Source organism: Chitinophagales bacterium, from assembly GCA_020636535.1.
In the GTDB taxonomy this organism is placed as follows: Bacteria; Bacteroidota; Bacteroidia; order Chitinophagales; family JADIYW01; genus JADJSS01.
This window is the reverse complement of sequence record JACJXT010000011.1, coordinates 524,894-550,615: the sequence shown is the minus strand read 5'-3', so window position 1 is coordinate 550,615 and position 25,722 is coordinate 524,894. Positions and strand designations below refer to the sequence as shown.

Here is a 25,722-nt window from a genome sequence, read left to right as displayed (position 1 = left end):
ATAAATATATTTTTAAGCACAAGGTGGTGCTCGTAGTTGTTGATGTTTTACTACATAATTATTATATATTGTAGTATTCTTATTTTCTATATATTGTAAGCTATTGCTTAGTTTTAATACAATTGGCTGAAGATTACCTAAAACAATAAATGCATTTTGAGAAGTATTGAGTTGCGTTTTTCTAAAATTGTTTTTATGAACTAAAAAAAGTTCTGCTATTTGATGTTCTACTATATCTGTAGCTAAATCTGTATAAATATTTAAGTGATGCTCAATTGGAAAATCAATATTATTTGCTTGATTGTTGTGATGATGTGGTGTACTATTGTGACTAAAAAGTATTAACTGAGCAAGCAATACAAAAAACAATGCTATGTTTCTTTTTTTAGACACAACTCAAAACTAAATACTTTTGTTTAATTAAGCAAGCGATTAATAATTTACTACAAAACAATCGGCGTATTTATTTAGTAGTAATGATTTTAAAGCGTCGGCATAAGCTCTGTTTTCATATTTTCCTACAAATAATTTAAAAACAGGTTTATCGTCTAGTGTTGCTTTTTGTATTACTATTTTTTGATTGTAGCTTTCTAGTTTTTCTACAATTGCTAAAATCTGATTGAAGTCGGAAAATACACCTAATTGAACGCCGTAGTATTTTTCGGTTCTTTGTATTGCTACTAATTCAAAAAAGTTTCTTCCATCAATCATTGGCGTATTAACTACAGCTTCTTTTTCTTCTGTAGGTGTACTGTTATTTGCTGTTGGAATATTAGTAACAATTGCAACTTCTGTTATACTAACTGTATCGTCCATTACTGTAGGAATATCTTCCCAATCTGCAAAAGAATCATTGATAGCAATATTATTCATTGCTGCAAAATCTGGATATTCACTTAAAAAAGCATTTGGAATTTCATTTTTACCAATGACTTCTATTTTTACATAAGCAGTTCCTTTGTTTTTAAAACCTAGCAACTCTGCTGCTCTTGTAGAAACATCTAATACTCTTCCACCATGATAAGGTCCTCTATCGTTTACTTTTAAATAAACCGATTTGTTATTTTGTGCATTGGTAACTTTTATAAATGTACCTAATGGTAGTGTTTTGTGTGCTGCTGTTAATGCATATTGATTAAAAGTTTCGCCATTGGCTGTTTTTTTGCCATGAAAACCAGGACCATAATACGATGCTTTACCAAAAATAGTTTGAGCATTTGCTAAACCACAAAGTATAATGAAATTAAGTAATAATATTAACTGCTTCATACCGTTTTGTTTTTATCAAATTAAAAGCCAAAACGACTTATAATTTGATGTTGCAAAATTAAGGTATGATGTTTAGCTTAATATTAACTGCGTTGCGACCTCAATTAAAGGTTGAGTTAGGATATTATGACCACCCTTGTAAAAAATTTGTGAAAATGTTAAGCCACTGTTACGATAATTTGCCAATAAAGTTTCTATTTTGTCTTTTGGAATGAAATTATCCTCGTCTCCTACTACAAAAATGTTGTTATAATTATTTAACTTTTTAGTTGTCAACACTTCTTCTGGTATAGAACCTGCCCAAAATATTGCATTCTTTACACTATAATTGGTTTGTATTAACCAACGAGATATAGTTGCAACACCTTGAGAAAAGCCCAAAACTGCTTTTTTTGCGTTAGAATGTAAACAAAAGGTTTCGTAAACTTTATCTAGATATAAAATATAGTCATTTATTTCATCTTGCCTTTCTTCTTTTGTCATCCAAGATGCTCCAACTTTGCCTGTTAGTCCATCTATATAAAAACGATTTAAAGCTTCTGGTACTACTACAAAGTGTTCATTTGGATCTAAACATTCAAACTTATTGACGAAATATTGTGCCAAAAATCCATAGCCATGTGTTACCAACCAAATAAGTTTGGTATTGCTAGTTAAATTGCCGTAAGTAATAACTTTAGCTGTTTTTGTAGTTGTTATTGCGTGTTGATTAATCATATAGAAAATCTACATCATCAGAAAATTGTTGTTGCATCAATGTGTTTAAAGCATCTTCTACTCTTACATTTTCGTACACTACACTGTATACTGCATTAATAATTGGTGTATCTACTTTTAATTGCTTGGATAATTGGTAACAGATATTTACGGTTTTTACACCTTCTGCTACTTCATTCATTTCGCTAAGAATTTCATCTCTAGTTTTTCCTTGAGACAATTTATATCCATAAGAAAAATTTCTACTTAAAGGACTAGAACAAGTAGCTACTAAATCGCCAATACCAGCTAAACCTAAAAAAGAAGTTGGATTAGCACCCATTTTAGTTGCTAGTTTTATGATTTCGCCATTGCCTCTGGTAATTAAAAACGCCAAAGCATTTTGTCCGTAACCTAAACCATGTAATGCACCAGCAGCAATTGCCATGGTATTTTTTAAAACGCCAGCCAATTCAACTGCATAAATATCTTTATTGCCATACACTAGCAATCGGTGGCTACGAATTGCATTTCGTCCGCTAATAATTACTTCATTAAATTTACTAGCAATAACTGTAGCTGCTGGATGAAATTGTGCTAACTCTCTAGCTAAATTTGGTCCAGACATACAACCTACTCTTTTTACACAAGTTTCTTCTAAAATTACTTGCGACATGGTTTTAACATTTTCTAATTTTATTTGCAAATTGGCATCGGTTAAGCTTTCGTCTTCATTTAATTTGATGTCAAAACCTTTGGTACAATGTATTATAATGTGTTCTGGTGATAGAAATGGTGCTAATTGTTTTATGGTAACTCTAAAAATATCTGACGACATTGCAGGAAAAAGTATATTAGTAGCATTGGCTATTTCTTCTAACGATGTTGTAGCAGCAATATTTGGATTCATTAACAAACCTTTGTTGGTGTGTTGTTGATTAATTTCATCAACTGCTTCTTGTCTTTTAGAATGAATTAAAACAGCACCATTTTCTGCTAGTAAATTTGCTACTGCTGAACCAAAACTTCCTGCACCTATTACTCCAATCATAATGCTAATATCTTATTAATTTCTCTAAATCATAACCTAGTAGTCGGTTGTGATAATAGTACAATAATTTTAAATCTTCGCTAGTAATATTGCCTTCTTTAGTTCTTAATAAAGGTAAGTTGGTATGATAGATGCTTATGTTTTTCATTCCGTGTGCAATAATTTCTTCTAACTCTAGTGTTGTTAATTTTGGCGATAATTTAAGTTTCTGTTTGTTGTTTAAATCATACAAAGCATCTAAAATTATTTTCATATTGATTCTATAAATATCCCAATCTATTTCTCTTTCTTCTTCAGGAATTCTAAGAATGGTAAATAAATCGTTGGTATTTATTTTTTGTTTCAATAGTTCGAAAGCAACAAATGGTACTACATGCGATGCATAAACTATATTGTTAATTTTAAAGCTTTTTACAATTTTTTCGCCAAGCATTGCTGTATAAACACTTTCTCGTTGAGCATCTTCGGTAATTTTTCCATTAGCAAAGAAGTACTTTTGCAACTCTATTACTTTTCCGTTGTTGTCTATGCTTTCTCCATCTTCGTTGAGATAATTTCCTAGTACATCCATTGGCTTGCCTATAGACAAACTCACATCTGACGATTGAGAAAAGGTTTCCCAAAAGAATTTCCAAACAGATTTCCAAGGAACAGCACTGGTACTTTGAATTAAGTATTGGTCTTTACCTGTAATTTTTAAATATTGGTCGATGAGTGATGCTGCTTCTAAAACAAAATTATAGCTAATGGTTAATGGTACTACATATATTTTTGGTGCTAAATTAGCAGGAAATTGTTCAAAATGATGTCTTTGTGCTTCTAGTACTGTTCCTAGCAAACCTAATTTAAGTGAATTTTCTATTGCTCCAGACCTAGAACGAGTTCCGCCTGGAAAAAATATAGTGTGTGCACCATGTTCTATATTTATTTTAGAGAATTTTTTAAGTGTTTCTAAATAAATTGGATTCTTTTTTCTTCTATCTAATTTATAAGCACCTAAGTTTCCCATAAACAATGAGAAAAATTTTGAATTGAATAGGTTTAAACCTGCACCATATTGAAATGCTGGCATGCCTATATAGTCCATTCCAAAACCAATGAGCACAGAATCTAAGTTAGAGAAATGTGTTGGTACTAAAACAATAGTTCCTTTTTTAGACAATGCTAACATTTCATCTTTATGACCTGTAACAATTAATTTATTGACTAATAAGTCTTGTGGACGAAGTAGTCCTTTGAATCCACCAAAATGAGAATTGAACAATCTTGAAAAAAATCGTCGTAGTAGTTGCCTAGCAAACCAATATAGTTTTGGACTAAAATCGCCTATAATTTCATTAGCATATCGTTCTATAATTTCTGATAAGACTAACTGATTGGTTTGTCTATATTTTTCTATTTCTTCTGTGTTTGATGCTTTGAGTAGTTTTCGTTTAACACCATTCCAAAATTCTTTTTCATCTTCTGGATCTACTTCCCACGATTCTGTTTTAATTCTAATTTGCTCTAGATATAATGTTTTTTGTAACTGAGCTCTTAAATCTTCATCATTTGGATATGCTTTTTCGAAATCAAGAATAGATTCTGACTCAATTTCTTCCAGTACTTTATCTCTTTTTTCAGCGATTTTACTGATTGGCCATTGCTTAATTTCGTCTATCGCATTATCAAACATGATACAAAATAAGCTAATTTTTTATATCTTGAAATCATTTTAATCATAAATTTAATATTGAGATTTAGACCGAACATAAAAACCAATTGGGAAGATTTGTACTTGGCTATTGCTAAAGGTGAAAACAGTACGCAAGATTTTAAGCAAACTATTAGCGATTCTAAAAAGATTGCTAGAACTTTGGCTGCTTTTGCCAACAACAAAGGTGGTGATTTATTGGTTGGCATTAATGATTTTGGAAAAGTAATAGGTTGTGATGTTGAAGAGAATATGTATATGTTACACGAAGCTGCTGAACATCTTTGCGATCCGCCTATAAATATTGATTTTACTGTTTACGAAGATGAAGATTTAAATGTTTTAATTGCTAGTGTAAGCAATAGTTTAAAGAAACCACATTTTGCTTTAGATGATAATGATGCGTGGCAATTGTATATGCGTAGCAACGATAAAACAGTTATTAGCAAATCTATAAATACAAAATATTTAGAAAAAAATGACAGCTATGTTTTAGATAGCAAAGAACAAGCCGTGCTAGAATATTTAAATAAATATGAATATATTAATACTAAGATTGTAATGCAGTTACTCAACCTTTCTGAGAGAAGAGCTAAGAGAATGCTCACTAGCTTATGGCAAAATGGTTATTTAATTAAACAAGAACAATATTTTGTTTTAAATGGAGTGTGATTCTATTTGCTTTCACTTAGCGTTTTCTAGCGAGTAACTCTGAGTGAGGATAGTATATATTAGATGCTGAAATCTACCTGTTCGATACCATGTCTACCGACAGGTAGAGACAGGCAAATTCAGTAAGTGAGTCTGCTACTTTTTGTTTTGTGAGACACGAACCAAAGTGTAGTTTATTACTCAGCGTTTTCTAGCGAGTAACTCTGAGTGAGGATAGGATTTTTATGTTGCCCGATAGCCATATTTTACAAAGTTTTCAAATATATCGTCCCAATGAAAGTATAAATGTTTTGTGAGTGTATATTCTTTTCCTTTCTTAGTCTTAATTATAAATGTGTCAATGGTTCCACCTTTTACAAAAGATAAGTAAGATTTTGTAAGAGATGAAAAATCTTTGCGTTTTATAATCACTTTATTAAAAAAAAGAAAATTTCTTAATACGATTTGTTCCTTGTCTATAAATAGTGAAAGTGGAGTTATTAATAGTTGTTTTGTTGTTAAATAGAAAATAAAGTATATGAATATTGTGTAAATACAAGCAGATACCAATTCACTGAAGTCAATTTGTAAATTAATAATTTTTAAAATCAATTGAATTGTTAATACAACAGAAGTATAAAGTAAGATAAAGCTTATTACGAATAGGAGAGTCGGAATGAATGGATTAATTTTCACTTTATACATTTTGTTTCATTGGTTTTTTTTGTAACTCTTCATACAATTACCGCTAACTACATATCTCTATTTAGCAATTGAATACGAATAGTTCTAATCAAATATAAGTATTTATTTTATTTTGGCAAGAATTAATATTATTAGCTACTACAAGTTTAGTAAGTAGATTTATTTGTTGTTTGTTTCTTGAGACACGAACCAAAATATAGATTTATTACTCAGAGTTCTCTAGCGAATAACTCTGATGGGAAGTAAATACACAACGGGTTATTTTTAGCAAAAAAATATATGCAACTAAATTAATTGTGTATATTCGGGTATTAGCGGTTATTAATGATCCAGTAAATATGAGAGAACTCACAGTATTAGGAAAGAACAAACTTAAATGGGTTGAAAGGGATGAACTAAAAATCACATCACCCAAAAGTGCTATACTTAGACCATTGGTGTCATCCAGATGCGATGGAGATAGCTTATTCCTGTTTCATAACTACAGCGAATTGCTCAAACTCGGAGTAAAACTTCATTATCTCGATAGAAGAATCTTGGAAACATTCGGTAATAATCCTATCAAACCACCTTTTTGCGTTGGTCACGAATGCATTGGTGAAATTACTGAGATAGGCAGTGATGTTACAAACTTCAAAGTCGGAGATGTTGTAATTGTGCCTTGGGCAATCTCCTGTGGGACTTGTAAAACATGTAATGATGGATACTATTCCAATTGTAATAACACAAATGATGATGCCATAATATCGGCCTACGGATTTGGACATAATACTTCTGATTATGGCGGGACAATGTCCGACTTTATAACTATCCCCTTTGCGGATGGAATGCTCATTCATCTTCCAGAAGACATAAATCCATATCATTGCTCTGCCCTAAGTGACAACATTTCAGATGCATATCGAACTATCGCTCCGCACATTCAAAATAACCCACAGGCACCAGTGCTTGTCATCGGTGGTGCAGCACAAAGTATTGGACTGTATGCTGTCTATTTTGCCAAAATATTGGGCTCTTCACATATCGATTATATAGATCAAAGTAAAACAAGACTTAGGATCGCAGAATCATTAGGAGCTAATCCTATTCCGGTGAATAGCAAAATAAAGTTTGATACATTCCACAAATCGCTTTTGAAGAATGGATATCCCATTACCGTAGATTGTAGCGGTGAAGAACCGAAATTGAACTTGGCTATCCGCTCATTGGCCAGTGGCGGATTCTGCACCAGTACTGCATTTTATTTCAAGAAGGGAACGAAATTGCCTCTATGGGAAATGTATACAAAAAGTGCTTCATTTCATATTGGAATTTCTCATCCACGACGAGATATTCCAAAGATTCTTCCTCTTATACAATCAGGTGCGTTAAAGCCTGAAAAAGTGATTACAACAATCGCCGACTGGGAAGAAGCCGAACAAGCTTATCTTGAAAAAACTACTAAACTTGTTGTGAGAAGGGATCCATATTTTGAACAAAACCTAAATCGGTTTAAGGAGAAAAACTGGATTTAGGTGTAATTATCAAAGCAAACAACCGCTAATATAAGCTAAAAGCAATACCTCTGCTATTACTCATTAGCCAATCCGCTTTCATATCAAATATAAGTAAATTTGTTTTGACAAGAATTAATATTATTAGCTACTACAAATTTAGTAAGTAGATTTGTTTGTTGAGATACGAACCAAGGTGTGGAAAGAACTGGATCTTCAGCTACCATAAAACTGTCTGCGGAGTACGAAACCCCGCCTGTTGCAAATCTGCTGTTAGCTACTCGTTTTTTCTGTTGTCAATGATACCATTTGTCTTTTAGATGTTTGAAATTTTCATTTGGTGCTTCACTTTTTGTCCAATAAGTAATACCAAGTCTCACATCCAGAAAGCCCCAAAGTCCATAATATATTCCATCGTTTGATTTTGTAATCATATAAATGTCTAGGTCTTGTCGTAATTTAATTAGGTCGCCTTTTTCAGTTTGGGTTAATAAATTTTCTTTATCGGTAATGTCATTATTCAGAATTGTGATCTCACCATGTTTGTCCTTGAGTAAATTATTTACTGTCGTTAACTCCTCGTCATTACTATTAAGGTAAATCAAGTATGAGCTTTTTATTAATATTGGTTCTGTCAGCCTTTGAATAGTCACTACAAGCAAGACAATAACTGTCCAAATTATTCTTGATTTAGCGGTTTCTTTTCCGAATAGAATTGTTAGATAAAAAATGAAGGAGGTAAGAAATCCAAAGAATAGAAGAGTTTGATATGTTCCTTGTTGTCGTCCAAAAAACAAAAAGCTAATTATCGTTGAAAACAATCCTAAAGTCAGTCCTATGCGTTTAATCTTTCCAGTCATTTTAAAATGAGTACTAACGGATGATGATAAGAGTAGTAGTGACGAAGGAGCTATTACTTCTTATCTATTGTTAGCCATCGTTTCTTTTCTTCTTGTAAAAGTATTTTATTGATTGAACGAACTACAGATGGACCTGTCGTATATCCTAGTATTGATAATATATTACTTGAATGCTGACCTATAATTAGATTAACTTCATCGCTTGGATATTCTGCCAATCCCATTCCAATTTTTTCACCAGACTCACTTACAATATAAATAGGTTGGCCTTGCTTATAATTCCCTATAGTTTTTATAATTCCTACAGGCAATAGATTTCTCCATCTTCTTCTAAATGCAACTACAGCACCTTGATCTATAATAATTCTGTTTTCTTCATTAATAGACTCACAGATGATTTTTAATATTGAAGGCCATTCTACTTTTCTTTTAAACTTATTAGAGAATTTCACTAATTCCAAGAGCCTATCATACTGGTCAAATAGTTCCAGTAACTCTAATCGAGTCTCAGAATCGTTATTTGAAAATAATCTAAGTAATAACGAGTGGTGCAATTCTGATACTAATAGTAATTGAAAATTATTATTAAAATTGCATACTTCCTTTATTAGAGATACTACAGCATTATGTTTAATATAGTACTTAATAATCTTTGCAACTCTAGTATAGTCAATTACACCAAAAATTTTGGCATTGCAATCAATTTTCATCATTTGGGAATAGGAATTGAGAATTCGAAATTGATTCTTCAAATGCTCAAGTGATTCTAGAGTATTAGTAAAGTCGACTAGCTCTTCAAGTTTAAAGTGATCAATAATTCCATTTTTAAGCAAATCGCTTTTCTCTAAGTCATTAATTTCAAATTGTAATGAGGCTCCTAATAGTTTTAATATGCTCATTTGCGTAGGAGCAATTCTGCCCTTAACTACTAATGACACATTAATTAAGTTGAGAAGAAGAACAGAAACCTCAGGATATTTAAATGCACTCCTTTTGATTGAATCTACAATTGCAGATTTTTCGTACAAATGATTTAAGGTATGAAAGATGTTTTTTGTGATTAGTTGAGCTTTAGGGTATTGTAGTAAAAATTCTACTAGGGCCTCTTCGTAACGTGGGTGAGAGAACCTAATATACTCACTAAACTTGCCGTAACTCTCAAGCCTATGTCCTGTTAACGTTCTAAGTAGATCTTTATAAGGTATTGTTATAAGATTTGTGGGGTACTCGTTTACAACATTATAATTGTCATAGATCTTAGTATTGAATATTTCTTTTCTATGACCAAAGAAGAAAATTAGCAAATAAATGAATTGCACTTCTGGTTTAAGGTTGCTTATTTCAATGGCAAAACTTTTGACAGATCCTTTCTTTGTTTCTTGAATTATATTTAATAAATCATCAGTTGAATGTATGCTCTGAGAGGTAAGAATTATGTCTCTAATTTCAAACGGTGTATCAATATTGCAGTTCTGTATTTCTTGTTCAATAATAGATTTATGTTTTTCATCCATCTTAAAATTTGATATTTCGAGGTGGCGTCTAAAAATTTCCAGTAATTTTTCAGATTCATATGATGGCTTTACAACATTAAGCTCTTCTTTTAATTCTGTAAGTTCATCTTTGGTTAAACTCTCATTTGCAAACTCTTCAAACACCTGTCTTCGAGAAGTAATAATTATTTTGCAATTTATCTTTGATGCTTTACTGATTAAAGGTCTTAGAAATGTAAAGAGGCTATCCCTTCTTTCAAAGACAGTTCTTCCAAAAGGATCTTCGAAATAAATTATTGAATTAGGTTCTATCTCAAATTTATCTAGTATAATTCTCTGAGATTTCCTTTCTTCTTTTTCCAATCCAGTGAACCAAATTGGTTTATATCCTTTATTGAAATAATTTTTTAGCAATTTAACGGAAGTAAATGTTTTACCAATTCCTGGATCTCCAATAATAAATATTATATTATTTTCTTTCAATTTATTCTCAATTGCAGAAAATTCCTTTGGCTCAACAAATACTGAATCAATCTTTTCATATCGAATATCATAATGTCCAATCAACTGAGTAAATTGTGTAACTTCTTCGTCATCAGTTGAACTTTCGATTATTTGAAAATTTGATTTATAATCTGCATTCTTTGCATATGCTGGCTTTTTGTTTGTAAGATCAAAATCCGCAATTAGATAATCAAAAACGTTGCAATTTCTAAGTGTAAATATTTTTTTCTTTGGTTTGCAATCGGTATCTCCTTTGTCTATAATGTCTTGTAAAAACATTAAGTGGACATCTCCAAAAACTGAGGAGTTTCCGTCTGCCTTGCCATTAATTCTAATATTGTTGTATATGCAGTATAAGCCATTATTTGATTCTTCACTAGTAGAGTTTAATCTATTGAAGTAAATAGAAGAGTCACGTTGGTATGCAATCACGAACAGAAAATCTAGTTCTTCATCAGGAATTTTGCTCCTAAGATCTTCCTTTAAGTAATCAGCACAAATTATAACACAGAAGTTTCCAATTGAAGTATTTTGAAAAATTCGAATACTACTTCCTTTAGATAACCCTTCACTAGCATAAGCTGATGTTTCATATGGCGAAGGATTAATCTTGTCGGTATAAAATATTGAACCATTAATAATTATTGGGGATCGTGAAATCACCTTACCTGTTTCTTTGTCCTTATAATATTGAGAACCACCTATTAATATTAAGTTGTTTTCTTTAGAGAGCTTTTGTAGTTTTACTATAGAGTTTTTTGTAATTGAGCATTCTGGGTATACTATAATGTTAACACCATTTTTGATTCCTATAGCTAAGGACTCGTCTATTATCGAGTTTAGCTTAGGTGATGTGCTCAAGTAATAGAGGCCATCTTTTTTAATCCAATTTTCTTCAGACAAGTCCGGCTGAATTATCATGACACGAGCGGATTTTGCTGGATTAGTATTTGCGATATCTATGTTGTCAAACATTTGTTATTTGTTTTCCCTTAATGATGGCTAACTACTATATATGTCTAATAAACGGTTGATATACGGATAGTTGTAATCAAATATAAGTATTTATTTTAAACTTTAGGTTTATTTGTTTTGACAAGAATTAATATTATTAGCTACTACAAGTTTAGTAAGTAGATTTGTTTGTTGTTTGTTTCGTGAGACACAAACCAAAGCCTAAGTGAGGTCGCTTCGTCGTTCCTCCTCGCGATGACGAGAAAAAACTAATGAACATCTCTGCAAATAACCAATATTATAAAGATGCTGAAATAAATTCAGCAAGAGCAAAGGCAACAAATGACTAATCTAAATATATATCTTTCATGGCATTTGGCTTGATTTCTACTTTGCCTGTTTCTTCATTTTTATATATTGAGAAATCTGATATATTTGACTGTGTAATATCTTTATTATCATCATTTAGGTCTAAACCATATCTTTTATAAGCTGGTTCTCTTTCTAACTCGTGCAAACTAATATTGTTATTCTTTTGCATTTCTACTGCAATGCGTTTTTTTATCAGTTCTTTTTCTAAGTCTTGTGTTTCAAAAGCATCTTCATCTGCTGCAATTTCATTCTGATTGACATCTAATTCGTATAAAGAAAATTGGTCTTCTACTTTAGTAGATTTTTGTATTATTTCATCTTCGTCTTCCTCACTATTGTCAAACAAATCAAACACTACTGTATTTCTTGGTTTTTGTACGAGTTTAATTTCTTCAACTACTTGCTTTTCTTCTTTTTCTACTTGGCTTACTACTACTTTTGGTGTAGTAATTTCTTCTTGCTCTTCTTGTTGTTGACTTAAATTATGAACTACCTTGTTTCTTTCTACTTGTACTTTTTTCTTGCGTTGCTTAGAAGTTTCGCCAGTTTCAAATCCAGTAGCTATTAAAGTAATTGCTATATCATCTCCTAGTGATTCATCTTTACAAACACCCCAAATTAATTCGCAATCAGACTGTGTTTCGTCTTGTACTGTTTCGGTAATTAAATCTAATTCACGCATTTTAAATGTATTACCATAAGATATATATAATACAACTCCTTTCGCTCCATAAATATCTGTATCTTCTAGTAATGGTGATGTGATAGCAGACTGAATGGCTTGTTCTGCTCTATCTTCGCCACTGCCTCTGCCAATACCAATAAGTGCTACACCACTAGCTTCCATAATTCTTTTAACATCGTTGAAGTCGACATTAATTTTACCTGGTTTGGTAATGATTTCGGTAACACCTTTTGCTGCAGTTGCTAAAATATCATCTGCTTTAGAAAATGCTTCATCAATATCTAAGTCTGGATAAATATCGTATAATTTATTATTAGATACTACGATTAAAGCATCTACATTTTCTTTCATATTTTCGATACCATGTTCTGCTTTAATGCGTTTTGGTTTTCCTTCATTATTAAAAGGCATGGTTACAATTCCTACGGTAAGAATATCCATATCTCTGGCTACTTTTGCTACGATTGGACCAGCACCAGTTCCAGTACCACCACCCATTCCTGCAGTAATAAATACCATTTTAGTATTGTTGCCTAAGTACATTCTTATTTCCTCTTCTGCTTCGAGTGCCGCTTTTCTACCTTCTTCAGGATTTGCACCAGCACCTAATCCTTCTAACAAAGAAACACCTAACTGAATTTTTGTAGGCACACCACTTTTTTCTAAGTCTTGTTTATCTGTGTTGCAAACAGCAAAGTTTACGCCAGGTATGCCTTGCTCATACATGTAGTTAACTGCATTGCAGCCACCGCCACCAACGCCAACTACTTTTATTATTGAATTATATTCACTAAACATTTCGAATTCCATAATGTTATATTTTAAATATCTGTAAAATCGTTATCATCTTTTAACCAATCGCCAATTCTTTTTCCCCAAATAGACACCAAAGATTTCTTTTTATCTGTGTTTTTATTTACTTGTGGTTCAATTATTTTTTCTTCAGGAATAGAAAAATCTTCTTCTTTTTTGTTGATGTCTTCTTCAACTATTGGATTTACTATTTCTGTTTTTGGCGTTTCTGTTTTTACTTCGGTTGTTGTATTATTTGTAGTAGCAGGCACATCGCATAGTGATTCTTCGTCTTGTAATTTGAACGCTCTAATAACTAAACCAATACCTGTTGCGTACATTGGATTTTCGATTTCTTTTAATCGTGTGTGTGCTAAGTGTTCTTTTGGCAAACCTACTCTTGCAATTTGACCTGTTTCCATTTCGGTAAGTTGTACTAAATTTTTTAGTTGTGAACCTCCGCCTGTTAACACGATACCACTGATTAATTTTTTTCCGTAGCCCGATAATTTGATTTGATAATCGACATGTGCTAAAATTTCTTTCATCCTTGCACTGATTACTTTTGCTACGCTTAGTAAGTTTAATTCTTTATTATTTCCGCTACGAACACCTTGTATAGAAACATGTTGGTTTCTAAGTGCTTCGAAAGGAATAGCATAACCGTATTTTACTTTAAGTACTTCTGCTTGTTCTTTCAAAATTCTAAAATCTCTTAAATCTTCTGTAATGATATTTCCACCAAAAGGAATTACAGCAGTATGACGAATAGTATTATTTTCGAAGATAGCCACATCTGTAGTTCCACCACCAATATCAACCAAAGCAACACCAGCTTCTAACTCTTGTGCATTTAATACTGCATCTGAAGAAGCCAATGGTTCTAATTCAATGCTTGCCACTTCTAAGCCAGCTGCTTTAATACACATTTCTATATTTTGAATAGCTGCTTCTGCACCTGTGATGATATGAAAGTTGCCTTCCATTTTCACGCCCATCATTCCAACTGGATCAGAAATATTAGGTTCATTATCGATGATATATTCTTGTTGTAGCACATGAATAATTCTATCACCTGGAGGCAATGCTATTTTGTATGACTCTTCTTTAAGTCGTTTTACATCTTCGTGTGTAATCCAAGAATCTACATTGGTTCTGTTAATTTGGCTTCTGTTTTGCATACTCTTGATATGCTTCCCAGCAATACCAACATGCACTTTTTCAAACGAAATTCCAGATACTTTTTCAGCTTCGGCAACTGCTTTTTTGATAGACTCTACCGTTTTAGTAATATTGATAACCACACCTCTTTGAACGCCAAAAGATGGACATATACCAATACCTAAAATTTCAACTTTGTTGTATTGATTTCTTCTAGCTACGAGTGCAGCTACTTTAGATGTACCTATATCGATAGCACATACTACATCATTAAACTTTGATTTTACATTATTATTTGTTTCCATTGGATATGTTTTGCATATTTCTTAAAATTATTTTAAACCCACTAATTGTTCTTTATACATAATGTTGATAACCTTGTATTTTTCCCAACCCACTTTAGTCAACACTTCTTTATAAAATATCTTTAAACGATTAAATTTATCTTCTAAATCTTTGTCATCACCAATAACGATAGTATGTTCCGCCAATCTTGGTATTAATTCAATTTGATTTTTACTATTGATATTAATCTGTCCGACTAAAGCATTCATGAACTCGTCTTGTTGCATGGTTTTAACAGTCTGTAACACTTGTAGCAACTTTACATTATTAATCGTATCATTTTTTATATATTTTTGATTTATTTTTCCTGTAATAATTGGAACTTTAACTGTATAATTTTTTGATGTAGGAAACATTACTCCTTCATTATCTATATAAAAAGATGATTGACCACTTGCAAATACACGAGCAATTGGAGTTCTTGGTGTAACTTTGACTCTAAGTAGATTGTTATTGTCTAAAAATGCCTGTGCTGATTGAACAAAAGGAATTTTTGAAACACTTTGTTCTATATCTTCGAGTTGTTTGCCTGATACTGAATTATTGTGTACTGGATAATATTTTACTATATAATAATAAATATCATCTTTAGTAATTAATAAGTTATCTGCACCTTGGCTAAATTCTATTTGTAAATCGGAGATACTTTTATTATCTCTTTTATTTTTAGCAATAACAATACTGGCTACAAATACAATGAGTATTGTAAAAAAAACAATTTTAATCAATATGTTTTTTACTACTTTATTCATTTGTTAGCATTGTTTTTATATCGTCAATTAATAAGTTAATATCGCCAGCACCTACTGTTAAAATAATTTCTTTTTCATTGATATTTTTGAGTGTATTGACTAGTGCTTCTTTTGCTACAATTTGTTTCTTTGTTGTAGTAATCTCATCTAAAATAAGTTGACTTGTAACACCTTCGATTGGCAATTCTCTTGCTGGATAAATATCAAACAACAAAACAGTATCTGCTAAAGATAATGATTGAGCAAATTCTTTGTAAAAATCTTTAGTTCGAGAATACAAATGAGGTTGAAAAACAACAGTTAATTGCTTGTTTGGATACAACTCTTTTACTGCATGAATTACTGCTTCTAATTCTTTTGGATGATGTGCATAATCATCAATTAAAATATATTTATTAGACTGATGATGAATTTCGAATCTGCGTTTAACACCTTTGAATGTAGCCAAAGCAGTTTTAATATGTTCCGTATCAATTTCTAATAAATATGCAATAGTTACAGCAGCTAATGCATTTTCTATATTATGTTTTCCACCGTAGTAGTAATGAATATCTGCAATGCTATTCCCATTTACATTAATATCAAATACATAACTATTATTTTCAATTCTAAAGTTTTGTGTATATACATTTGCATTAGTATCGTTAAAATGATAGCTTATGTTTTTTACTTCTGGATTGAGTAATTCTTTTTTTACAGATAGATGATGTACAATACAACCATCATTTTTAATATTATATGTAAAATTAGTAAATGATTTTTCAATAGCACTTAAATCGCCATAAATATCTAAATGATCTGAATCGATTGCCGTAATGATAGCCAAGTTTGGTTTTAAAGACATGAAACTTCTATCAAATTCATCTGCTTCAACCACTGCATATTGATTGCCAAATAAGAAATTGGTATTGTAGTTTGTAGCAATTCCACCTAAGAAAGCAGCCACATCTTTATTGGCTGTTTTTAATATATGTGTAACAATAGATGCTGTAGAAGTTTTACCATGCGAACCAGCCACTGCAATTTGAAAGTATTGATTAGCAATTTCGCCAAGTACAACTGCTCGTTTTTTTATAGTAAAATTATGTTCTAAATACCAATTATATTGTATATGATTTTTAGGAATAGCTGGTGTATATATAACTAAATCTGCATTTTTATTTAGTGTATCGATACTATCTTCAAAAGTAATGGTAATACCTTCTTGTTGTAACTGATTGGTTAGTTCTGTTGGTGTTTTATCATAACCAGTAACTTGTACACCAATTTTATTGAAGTACCTTGCCAAAGCACTCATTCCGATACCACCGATACCTAGAAAATAAACTTGTTGTATGTTATTAAAGCTATGCATTGATTTTTTGAATTATAGTTTGAGCAATAGTATTGGCTGCATTATTTTTAGCTAGTGACTTAATATTATTGCTTAGTGATTGTAATTGTTGTTCGTTGTTCATTAGCTGTAATAAGGTAGTACCTAATACTTGCGTTGCTTCATTATCTTTTACTAAAACAGCTGCATTTTTGTTGACTAAAGCCATTGCATTTTTAGTTTGATGATCTTCGGAAACATTTGGAGATGGAATTAAAATACAAGGTTTGCCAATAACACAAAGTTCAGAAATTGACAAAGCACCAGCTCTTGAAATAATAACATCTGCAACCGTATAAGCTAAGTCCATTTCTTTAATGAACTGCATAATTTTTAAGTCGTTTGGTGCATTAGGAATTTCTTTTACAATATTATCGTAGTAAAATTTACCTGTTTGCCACAAGATTTGATAGTCATTATTGATCCAATCTTGATAGAATTTTTGAACACTTTGATTAATGGTTCTTGCACCTAAACTTCCACCAATAATTAATATTGTTTTTTTAGTATTATTTAGATTAAAATGTGAATATGCATTGTTTTTATCAATATTTGTTTGAACTATATCTTTTCTAATTGGATTTCCTGCTAGTACAATTTTATCATTAGGAAAAAATTGGTTCATATGCTCGTAGCTTACAAAAATAGTATTGGCAAATTTGGATAGAATTTTATTGGTAATTCCTGGATATGAATTTTGTTCTTGAATAAATGTTTTAATTCCCATTAAAGCTGCTACAAATAAAGTTGGAGCACTAGCATATCCACCAACACCAATACAAGCATTTGGTTTATAGTTTTTAATAATTTTATATGCTTGAAATAAACTTTTTAGAACTTTAAATGGCAATAATAAATTTTTTGGTGATAGACTTCTTTGCAAACCAGCAACATCTAGTCCTTTGATATTATAACCAGCAGCTGGTACTTTTTCCATTTCCATTTTGCCATTAGCACCAACAAATAAAATTTCGTTATTGGTATTAATTGCTTTTAAAGCATCTGCAATTGCAATAGCAGGAAATATGTGACCACCAGTTCCACCTCCAGAAATAATAAATTTATATGTTTTATTTATATTATCCAATTTCTTCTAATTTTTGTTTTCTCCTTCTTGTTTTAACTGGTTTTTCTGCTTCTCTTTCTTCTACAAAACTGCTTACGCTTAATATTATTCCTAATGCAAAAGAGTTGAATAAAATACTTGTTCCTCCCCAACTTATAAAAGGTAAAGTAATTCCTGTGTTGGGTAATAGGTGTACATTTACACCCATGTGTATTACTGCTTGAAGTGTAATACTGACTCCTAGTCCGACTGCCATTAAAGCACCAAAAGCCCTTGGACTTTTCTTGACTAATAGTATCACCCTATATAAAAAGAAAAGATATAAAAATAAAACAAATGCTCCACCTATTAATCCGTACTCTTCTATTAATGTAGCAAAAATAAAATCAGAAAAAGCATCTGGTAAGAAGTTGCATTGCGTACTTTTTCCTGGAGCAATTCTAAAAATTCCACCTTTAGCCATAGCAATATTGGCTTGTTTCTGTTGGAAAAATTCATCAGAACTATAATCAGGATTCATCCAAGACTCAACACGATGTAACCAAACATCGGCTCTACCATGGTCTGGTCTGAAAAACCAAGAGAAAGTAAAGACAGCTGATAATGCTACGATTCCTGCAAAAGCAATTGCCATCATATACTTTACACTTACGCGACCAATGAATAAAATGACCATACAAGTCATAAATAGAATCATGGCTGTTGAAAAATTATCGACTAAAATGAGTGCACAAATACCTACAATTGGCAACATTAAGTTGATACTTACTTCTTTAAAATTTTTAATCTCTCCTTGTTTTTTTGATAAAGTTCTTGCTGTAAACATAATGAGTGCTAGTTTAGCAAAATCAGAAGCTTGAAAAGTAATTCCGATAACAGGAATTTCTACCCAACGACTTGCTTCATTTCTAGTAACACCAAAAAACATTGTATATAATAAAAGTGGTACTGAAAGTATTGCCAACAACTGAGCAATTCTTGAAAAATAACGATGGTCTAATCTGTGAACGAAATAAATTACCGCCCAACCCAAACACAAATAGAAACCATGTCTTAATAAAAAATATTCGGTGCCAAGGTTAGCTCCTTTATAAGCCAAAGACCTAGTAGAGCTATATACCAATAGCAAAGAAAATATACTTAGTGCTACAATAATATACCAAATATATTTATCTCCTTTAATATTATTTATTAAATTTTTAATCATTATAATTTAAAGTGAACGAACAAATTTTTTGAATTGATTGCCTCTATCCTCGTAATTATCAAATCTATCGAAACTAGCACAACATGGAGAAAGTAAAACGACATCGCCTTTATCTGCAATATTATATGCTAATTTTACAGCATCTTCCATGTCTTTTGAGTCGACAATATAACCAACAACATCGCTAAATGCTTGATGTAGCGTTTCGTTATCTTCGCCAATACAAATAATAGCTTTTACTTTTTCTTTAACTAAATCTTTGATGAGCGTATAATCGTTTCCTTTGTCTACACCACCAAGCAAAAGCACCGTTGGTTTAGTCATAGATTCGAGAGCAAACCAAGTAGAGTTAACATTGGTAGCTTTAGAATCGTTGATAAAATCGATATGCCTTACAGAAATGACATACTCTAAACGATGGTCCATGTTTTTAAAATCTTGAAAACTCTCTCTTGTTTTTTCGTTTCTTACATCTAAAATTTTTGCGGAAATACCTGCTGCCAAAGAATTGTAGGTATTGTGAATTCCTTGAATGCTTAATTCGTTTAATGACATACTAAAATTATTTTTATTGAGTTGGATAATTAATTCGTTATTGTTTACAAAACCACCTTCTTCTAATTGTTTATAATAAGAAAAAGGAATTAATTTTGATTGTATATTATATTTATTTAAATTATTAATTGTATATGGATCGTCTATATTATAAATTAGATAATCTGAATTGGTTTGATTTTTAGTGATATTAAATTTTGCATCGATGTAGTTTTGAACATCGTAGTTGTATCTATCTAAATGGTCTTCTGTGATATTAGTAATGATAGCGATGTGTGGTTTGAAGTGTTGAATATCATCTAACTGAAAGCTACTGATTTCTAGCACGAAATATTGATAATCTCTTTCCCAAACTTTTTTAGCAAAGCTATCGCCAATATTGCCAGCAAGTGCTACATCAAATTCTGCTTTATTCAATATGTGATAAATTAAAGCTGTAGTTGTTGTTTTTCCATTAGAACCAGTTATAGCAATAATAGTAGCATTGGTATATTGAGCAGCAAACTCAATTTCTGACACTATAGAAATATTATTTGCTTTTATTTGTTGAATAATTGGCGCTTTATTTGGAATGCCTGGACTTTTTACAACAATGTTTGATTGTAGTATTTTTTCGGTAGTATGTTGTTTATCTTCAAAAGGAATATTATATTTATTTAATTCCTCTTTATATTTGTCTTTAATTAAATTAAAATCAGATACAAAAACAGTATAGCCCTTTTGCTGTGCTAATAAAGCAGCACCAACTCCACTTTCGCCTCCACCTAATATGACTATATTTTTACTCATTATATATTATCTAATTTTTAATGTTACAAATGTGATTACTGCTAATAGAATACTTACAATCCAAAAACGAGTAACAATTTTAGATTCGTGCATTCCTTTTTTCTGAAAATGGTGATGTAATGGCGACATTAAAAACACGCGTTTACCTTCTCCATATTTCTTTTTCGTATATTTAAAATAAGCTACTTGAATAATTACTGATAAATTTTCTGCTACAAAAACACCACATAGAACTGGAAGTAATAATTCTTTTCTAACAATAATTGCAATAGTTGCAATAACACCACCTAGCATTAAACTGCCTGTATCTCCCATAAAAACCTGAGCAGGAAAAGCATTGTACCACAAGAAACCAATACACGCACCAATGATAGCAGCACAAATAATTACGACTTCTCCAGACTCTGGAATATATAAGATATTTAGATAATCTGCTAGATTGATATTACCAGAAACATAAGCAAAAACAGCAAGTGTTATTACTACAATTGCAGAAACGCCAGAAGCTAATCCATCAATTCCATCAGTAAGATTGGCTGCATTTGATACTGAAGTTATTATAAAAATAACTATAGGAATATAAATTAACCAACCCCACTTTGTATAATTTTTAATAAAAGGTTTTAATATTTTAGCATAATCTAATTGATTATTTTTAAAGAAAGGTACATTGGTTTCTACAGCTTGAGTTTCGTGTGATAAGAACTTATCGCCTACTCTAATGCCTTTGTCTTTATACATAATTGTAGAGCTAGAAGAAACAGCTATAGGTTCTTTCCAATTGTCTACATCATTAGTTACAGGATTAATATTATATTCATAAACTGCATTAAAGTCTTTTACTCTAACATCATTATGGAAGTATAATACCAAGCCAACAATGAGTCCTAAAATAACTTGAGCTAAAATTTTAAACTTACCTCTTAATCCTTCTTTATCTTTTTTGAAAACTTTAATATAATCATCAATAAAACCAATAGCTCCCATCCAAAGTGTAGCAATTAATAACAATATTACATATACATTATTTAATTTAGCAAACAATAAAGTTGGAATTACAATTGCAGCAATAATGATTACACCACCCATAGTTGGCGTACCTTTTTTTTGAATTTGACCTTCTAGACCTAAATCACGAACACTCTCTCCTATTTGCATTCTTTGTAACCATTTGATTACACTCTTGCCAATAATCATAGAAATAACCAAAGACAATAAGATTGCCATTGCAGCTCTAAAGCTGATAAATTTTACTAAGTCACCACCAGTGATGTCGTATTGTTTCTGAAAAAAATCAAATATATGATATAACATTACTTATTCATTTCTTTAAAAGCTGATTGCAATATTGCTTTATCATCAAAAGGATGTTTTACACCGTTGATTTCTTGATATTTTTCGTGACCTTTACCTGCAACGAGAATAATATCATTAGGATTTGCTAAGCTTACTGCAGCTCTTATTGCCTCTTTTCGATTAGTAATAGCCAATACTTTATTGAAATTTTGTGGCGGCACACCTTTTCTCATTTCATCTATAATAGTATCAGCATCTTCGTTTCTTGGATTGTCTGCTGTGAAAATACTTTTAGCACTTAACTGCGAAGCAATGAGTGCCATTTCTGGTCTTTTAGTTTTATCTCTGTTTCCACCACAACCTACAACACAAATTACTTTTTCATTACCTGTTCTAATTTCGTTGATAGTATCTAGAACATTTTTAAGTGCATCTGGTGTATGTGCATAATCTACAATTCCTATTAAATTATGGTTGGAACGCAAAGTATCGAATCTGCCTTCTGCAGTTTTTAGTTTAGAAATCTGACTCAATGCTTCTTGTTCATCCATACCTAACTCAACACAAGCAGCAAAAATGAGTAGTAAATTATAAGCATTAAATCGACCTACAAGATGTGTATGAATATCATATTGTTTATATTTTAATACTAATCCTAAGAATGTATTTTCTAATATAGTGAACTTATAATCTGCATCTGATTTTATAGCTGCTGTTAGTTTTTTAGCATTGGTATTTTGTAGCATTACCAAGCCTCTTTTATCATCTGCATTGACAATAGCAAAAGCATTGTTTGGCAATTGGTCGAAGAATTTTTTCTTAGCAGTGATGTAGTGATTAAAATCTTTGTGATAATCTAAGTGGTCATGTGAGATATTTGTAAACAAAGCACCTTTAAATTGCAAACCAGCAATTCTATCTTGATCTGCTGCATGAGAACTGACTTCCATAAAGCAATATGTACAACCTTCATCAACCATTTGAGCTAATAATTGATTTAGTATAATTGGATTTGGTGTAGTATGTGTAGATGGAATTACTGTATCGTTAATTTTATTTTCAATAGTAGATAGTAGCCCGACTTTATTTCCATTATTTTTATATAATTCAAAAATCAATGTAGCAATAGTCGTTTTTCCGTTGGTACCAGTAACACCAACTAATTGTAATTTTGTAGATGGATTATTGTAGTAGTTGGTAGCTAAAAGTGCTGTTGTTTTTCTAGCATCTTCTACTTGAATATAAGTAATATTATTATTGATAGTTTCTGGTAAATTTTCTACTACCACTGCAATAGCACCTTTTTCTATTGTTTGATTGATAAATTGATGACCATCTACTGCTACACCTTTAATAGCAATATAAACATCGTTTGTGGTAATTAAACGAGAATCTAATTGTAGTTTGTTGATTACAATATTAGTATTGCCTATAATTTTTATAGTAGAAATATTGGATAATATGTCTTGTAGTTTTTTCAATTTATTTTAATTCTAATAATATTAAATTATTTTTTATAATTGGTAAACCAGCACTTAATGATTGATTGAACACTTTTCCTTTTCCTGTAAATACCACTCTTAATCCTTTATTTTCTAGTAAGCTTAAAGCATCATCTATTAGCATGCCTTTTACATTTGGTACTTTTTTATCTTCATCTTGAACAGCAATAACATTAGTACTATTTTTATTATTAAACTTCACATCAATAAAATTCCAATTATTATTAACTTGTGGCGATGTATTGTTAAAGAAGCCAATGATTTGTAATGCATCGAATTTATTAGCAGAAAATATTGGTGGATTTACATAAGCATATAATGTATCTTTATTAATTGCTTTATTATTTTTAATATTTGATGTGATAATTTTATCTGCAATAGTTTTAAATACTGGAGCAGCAATAGCACCACCAGAAGTATGTTCTCCTTCTACACCAGCAATAGTTACTATGCATGAATACAATGGATTGTCTGCTGGAAAAAATCCTACAAAAGTTGATAAATTTTTATTGGTATAACCTTTATTATCGAAACTCATTTTAGCTGTACCTGTTTTACCAGCAATACGATAAAATGGTGTACGAATTTTTCTACCTGTACCTTTACTGTCTTCGACCACTGCCAACAAAATTTGTGTAGCATAGTTGGCTGCCTTTTCAGAACATATTTTAGTTTTATTACTCTTTGGCGAAAATGACTCGATAGTTTTATTATTTTCTGTAATACTTTGCACCAAGTAAGGTTGCATTCTAGTGCCTTTATTGGCAATAGCATTGTAGAATGTAAGAATTTGTAGTGGCGTAAATTTGACTTCGTAACCATGAGCCATCCAAGGAAGAGACATAAAACTCCACTCTTCTGGATTTCTAATAAAAGGTTGTGGTTCTCCTTCAATTTCAATATGCGTTTTATCTGTCAATCCAAATTGAGATAATTTAGTATAGAATTTTTTCTTATTATCTTTATAATTATAATGTAACCATTTAGCAATAGCTACATTTGAAGAAATTGCTAATGCTTTTGCTGGTTTTAAGAAAGTGTATTGTGTGTTATGACCATCGTCTGTTAATACATTATTATTAAAGACAGCTCTAGCATAATTGGTGTTGATAGAATCTTCTAAATCAATTTTTCCATCATCAAACAAAGCTAAGTAAGCCGCAGTTTTAAAGACAGAACCTGGTTCGTTGCTCAATCCTACTGCGTAATTATATTTTTCTGTATAGTTGCCTTCTGTAGTTTTTCCGAGATTTGCCATTGCTTTAATAGCACCAGTTTTTACTTCCATAATAACAGCACAACCTAAATCTGCATTAGTACTTTTAAGTGCATCTGCTAATGTGTTTTCAGCAATATCTTGCAACTGAATATCTAAAGTAGTAACAATATCGTAGCCATTTTTAGGTTCGATTTGACCTGTTTTTTTAATAGGAATCCACTCGCCACCAGCAATTCTTTGTTTAAGAATTTTACCATTTGTTCCAGCCAAATATTGGTTATAAGTAGATTCTAGTCCAATATCTTGAGCGTTATCTCGCACATAACCAATGGTACGATGTGCTAACATACCAAAAGGCATTTTTCGTTTAGGATCTTCGATAACGATTAAACCTCCTTTGTATTTTCCTTCTCTAAAAAGTGGCCAAGTTTTCACTTTATTAAGCAACATATAATCTGCATTTCTATAAATTAGATGCCATCTTTTGCCTAATTTTCTCGCAGTATATAATTCATTTCTATATTGACTCTCCGTTTTTTTTCCGAAATATTTTGCCATGTAATACGCTAGAGAATCAACATTTTTATCGAAGATTTCATCTGTCATTGCCGTAGAAGCAAAATCGCAACGCAACTCGAAATAAGGAATTGTAGTAGCTAGTAATTTATCATCGGCAGAATAAATATTTCCTCTTTCTGCTTCTATATCAAAGATTTTAGTAGATAATGAATCGGCTAAATTTTTCCAATAATGGCCTTTATATGATTGAATACTATATACTTTAAATATTATAGCAATACCAAATACCGCACAGATAAGTCCGATAAAGTATACACGCAATAATATGTTTGTTTTAATATTCATTAATTATTCTTTGATATATTCAATTTTCTTAGGTGGTTCTATCGCTGCATTAATTCCGTATGGTGCTAACAGTTTTTGCATTTCGCTTTGCTTTGTTTTATAATTAAAATCTGCTTTTTCAGTCATGTATTCCCAACGCAATTCTTTTATATTTTCTTTTTGAACAGTAATTTTCCTGCTCATTCGTTCTGCTAAATGTGTATTGAAAATTTCTATCAATCCAATACCTAAAAAGAGTATTACAAAGAATGCATTTTTGAGTACTTGAGCATAAGACACCCAATCTGCCAAACCAGTAACGCGAAGAAAACCTTCAACTACTCTTTGTAATTGACTTTTTTGAATTGATATGTCTTTTTCTTCTTCCAATATTATT

Annotated in this window: 20 protein-coding genes; 2 read left to right on the top strand and 18 right to left on the bottom strand. The window is 31.1% G+C overall.

Going from position 1 to position 25,722, the window contains the following annotated elements; genetic code table 11:
- Positions 1 to 12: 12 nt before the first annotated feature.
- From H6553_02775 to H6553_02755, 5 genes are all read right to left on the bottom strand, one after another.
- Positions 13 to 393, bottom strand: a complete 381-nt coding sequence (locus tag H6553_02775) for a hypothetical protein (GenBank protein MCB9032741.1) — start codon at positions 391 to 393, stop codon at positions 13 to 15.
- A gap of 39 nt (positions 394 to 432) precedes the next feature.
- Entirely contained in the window at positions 433 to 1,269 is an 837-nt protein-coding gene (locus H6553_02770; protein MCB9032740.1) for a septal ring lytic transglycosylase RlpA family protein, read from the bottom strand.
- A 72-nt stretch (positions 1,270 to 1,341) separates the two neighbouring features.
- Positions 1,342 to 1,986: a dienelactone hydrolase family protein gene (locus tag H6553_02765; GenBank protein MCB9032739.1), complete on the bottom strand. Its 645-nt coding sequence runs from the start codon at positions 1,984 to 1,986 to the stop codon at positions 1,342 to 1,344.
- Positions 1,979 to 3,016: an NAD(P)-dependent glycerol-3-phosphate dehydrogenase gene (locus H6553_02760; protein MCB9032738.1), complete on the bottom strand. Its 1,038-nt coding sequence runs from the start codon at positions 3,014 to 3,016 to the stop codon at positions 1,979 to 1,981. The genes H6553_02765 and H6553_02760 overlap by 8 nt, the downstream gene beginning before the upstream one ends.
- Before the next feature lie 4 nt (positions 3,017 to 3,020).
- Entirely contained in the window at positions 3,021 to 4,691 is a 1,671-nt protein-coding gene (locus tag H6553_02755; GenBank protein ID MCB9032737.1) for a 1-acyl-sn-glycerol-3-phosphate acyltransferase, read from the bottom strand.
- A 57-nt stretch (positions 4,692 to 4,748) separates the two neighbouring features.
- Here H6553_02755 and H6553_02750 point away from each other — a divergent pair, with 57 nt between their 5' ends.
- Both H6553_02750 and H6553_02745 read left to right on the top strand, forming a co-directional pair.
- Complete coding sequence (locus tag H6553_02750) at positions 4,749 to 5,381, top strand: ATP-binding protein (GenBank protein ID MCB9032736.1); 633 nt, start codon at positions 4,749 to 4,751, stop codon at positions 5,379 to 5,381.
- Positions 5,382 to 6,403: 1,022 nt separating this feature from the next.
- Positions 6,404 to 7,579, top strand: a complete 1,176-nt coding sequence (locus H6553_02745) for an alcohol dehydrogenase catalytic domain-containing protein (protein ID MCB9032735.1) — start codon at positions 6,404 to 6,406, stop codon at positions 7,577 to 7,579.
- A gap of 275 nt (positions 7,580 to 7,854) precedes the next feature.
- Here H6553_02745 and H6553_02740 read toward each other — a convergent pair whose 3' ends face one another.
- The 13 genes from H6553_02740 to H6553_02680 all read right to left on the bottom strand — a co-directional run bounded on the left by H6553_02740 (position 7,855) and on the right by H6553_02680 (position 25,715).
- The gene (locus H6553_02740; GenBank protein ID MCB9032734.1) at positions 7,855 to 8,418 is read right to left on the bottom strand and encodes a hypothetical protein; all 564 of its coding nucleotides are present in this window, start codon (positions 8,416 to 8,418) and stop codon (positions 7,855 to 7,857) included.
- A gap of 53 nt (positions 8,419 to 8,471) precedes the next feature.
- The gene (locus H6553_02735) at positions 8,472 to 11,390 is read right to left on the bottom strand and encodes a hypothetical protein (protein ID MCB9032733.1); all 2,919 of its coding nucleotides are present in this window, start codon (positions 11,388 to 11,390) and stop codon (positions 8,472 to 8,474) included.
- Positions 11,391 to 11,715: 325 nt separating this feature from the next.
- On the bottom strand, positions 11,716 to 13,236 hold the full coding sequence (gene ftsZ / locus H6553_02730; protein ID MCB9032732.1) for a cell division protein FtsZ: 1,521 nt from the start codon (positions 13,234 to 13,236) through the stop codon (positions 11,716 to 11,718).
- Positions 13,237 to 13,247: 11 nt separating this feature from the next.
- Positions 13,248 to 14,684 (bottom strand): cell division protein FtsA, encoded by a 1,437-nt coding sequence (gene ftsA / locus H6553_02725; GenBank protein MCB9032731.1) that lies wholly within the window; start codon positions 14,682 to 14,684, stop codon positions 13,248 to 13,250.
- Positions 14,685 to 14,711: 27 nt separating this feature from the next.
- Positions 14,712 to 15,476 carry a hypothetical protein gene (locus H6553_02720; GenBank protein MCB9032730.1) on the bottom strand — a complete coding sequence of 255 codons (765 nt, stop codon included), beginning with the start codon at positions 15,474 to 15,476 and terminating at the stop codon, positions 14,712 to 14,714.
- Positions 15,469 to 16,830, bottom strand: a complete 1,362-nt coding sequence (locus H6553_02715) for a UDP-N-acetylmuramate--L-alanine ligase (protein MCB9032729.1) — start codon at positions 16,828 to 16,830, stop codon at positions 15,469 to 15,471. Before H6553_02715 ends, H6553_02720 begins: the two co-directional genes overlap by 8 nt.
- On the bottom strand, positions 16,823 to 17,935 hold the full coding sequence (murG, locus tag H6553_02710; GenBank protein MCB9032728.1) for an undecaprenyldiphospho-muramoylpentapeptide beta-N-acetylglucosaminyltransferase: 1,113 nt from the start codon (positions 17,933 to 17,935) through the stop codon (positions 16,823 to 16,825). Before murG ends, H6553_02715 begins: the two co-directional genes overlap by 8 nt.
- Positions 17,928 to 19,121, bottom strand: coding sequence for an FtsW/RodA/SpoVE family cell cycle protein (locus H6553_02705; GenBank protein ID MCB9032727.1), 1,194 nt, complete (start codon positions 19,119 to 19,121; stop codon positions 17,928 to 17,930). The genes murG and H6553_02705 overlap by 8 nt, the downstream gene beginning before the upstream one ends.
- A 6-nt stretch (positions 19,122 to 19,127) precedes the next feature.
- Positions 19,128 to 20,465 (bottom strand): UDP-N-acetylmuramoyl-L-alanine--D-glutamate ligase, encoded by a 1,338-nt coding sequence (murD, locus tag H6553_02700; GenBank protein MCB9032726.1) that lies wholly within the window; start codon positions 20,463 to 20,465, stop codon positions 19,128 to 19,130.
- Positions 20,466 to 20,471: 6 nt separating this feature from the next.
- Positions 20,472 to 21,779, bottom strand: a complete 1,308-nt coding sequence (locus H6553_02695) for a phospho-N-acetylmuramoyl-pentapeptide-transferase (protein MCB9032725.1) — start codon at positions 21,777 to 21,779, stop codon at positions 20,472 to 20,474.
- Complete coding sequence (locus H6553_02690) at positions 21,779 to 23,242, bottom strand: UDP-N-acetylmuramoyl-L-alanyl-D-glutamate--2,6-diaminopimelate ligase (GenBank protein MCB9032724.1); 1,464 nt, start codon at positions 23,240 to 23,242, stop codon at positions 21,779 to 21,781. Before H6553_02690 ends, H6553_02695 begins: the two co-directional genes overlap by 1 nt.
- A 1-nt stretch (position 23,243) precedes the next feature.
- The gene (locus tag H6553_02685) at positions 23,244 to 25,346 is read right to left on the bottom strand and encodes a transpeptidase family protein (GenBank protein ID MCB9032723.1); all 2,103 of its coding nucleotides are present in this window, start codon (positions 25,344 to 25,346) and stop codon (positions 23,244 to 23,246) included.
- Between the two features lie 3 nt (positions 25,347 to 25,349).
- On the bottom strand, positions 25,350 to 25,715 hold the full coding sequence (locus H6553_02680) for a hypothetical protein (protein ID MCB9032722.1): 366 nt from the start codon (positions 25,713 to 25,715) through the stop codon (positions 25,350 to 25,352).
- Positions 25,716 to 25,722: the final 7 nt, after the last annotated feature.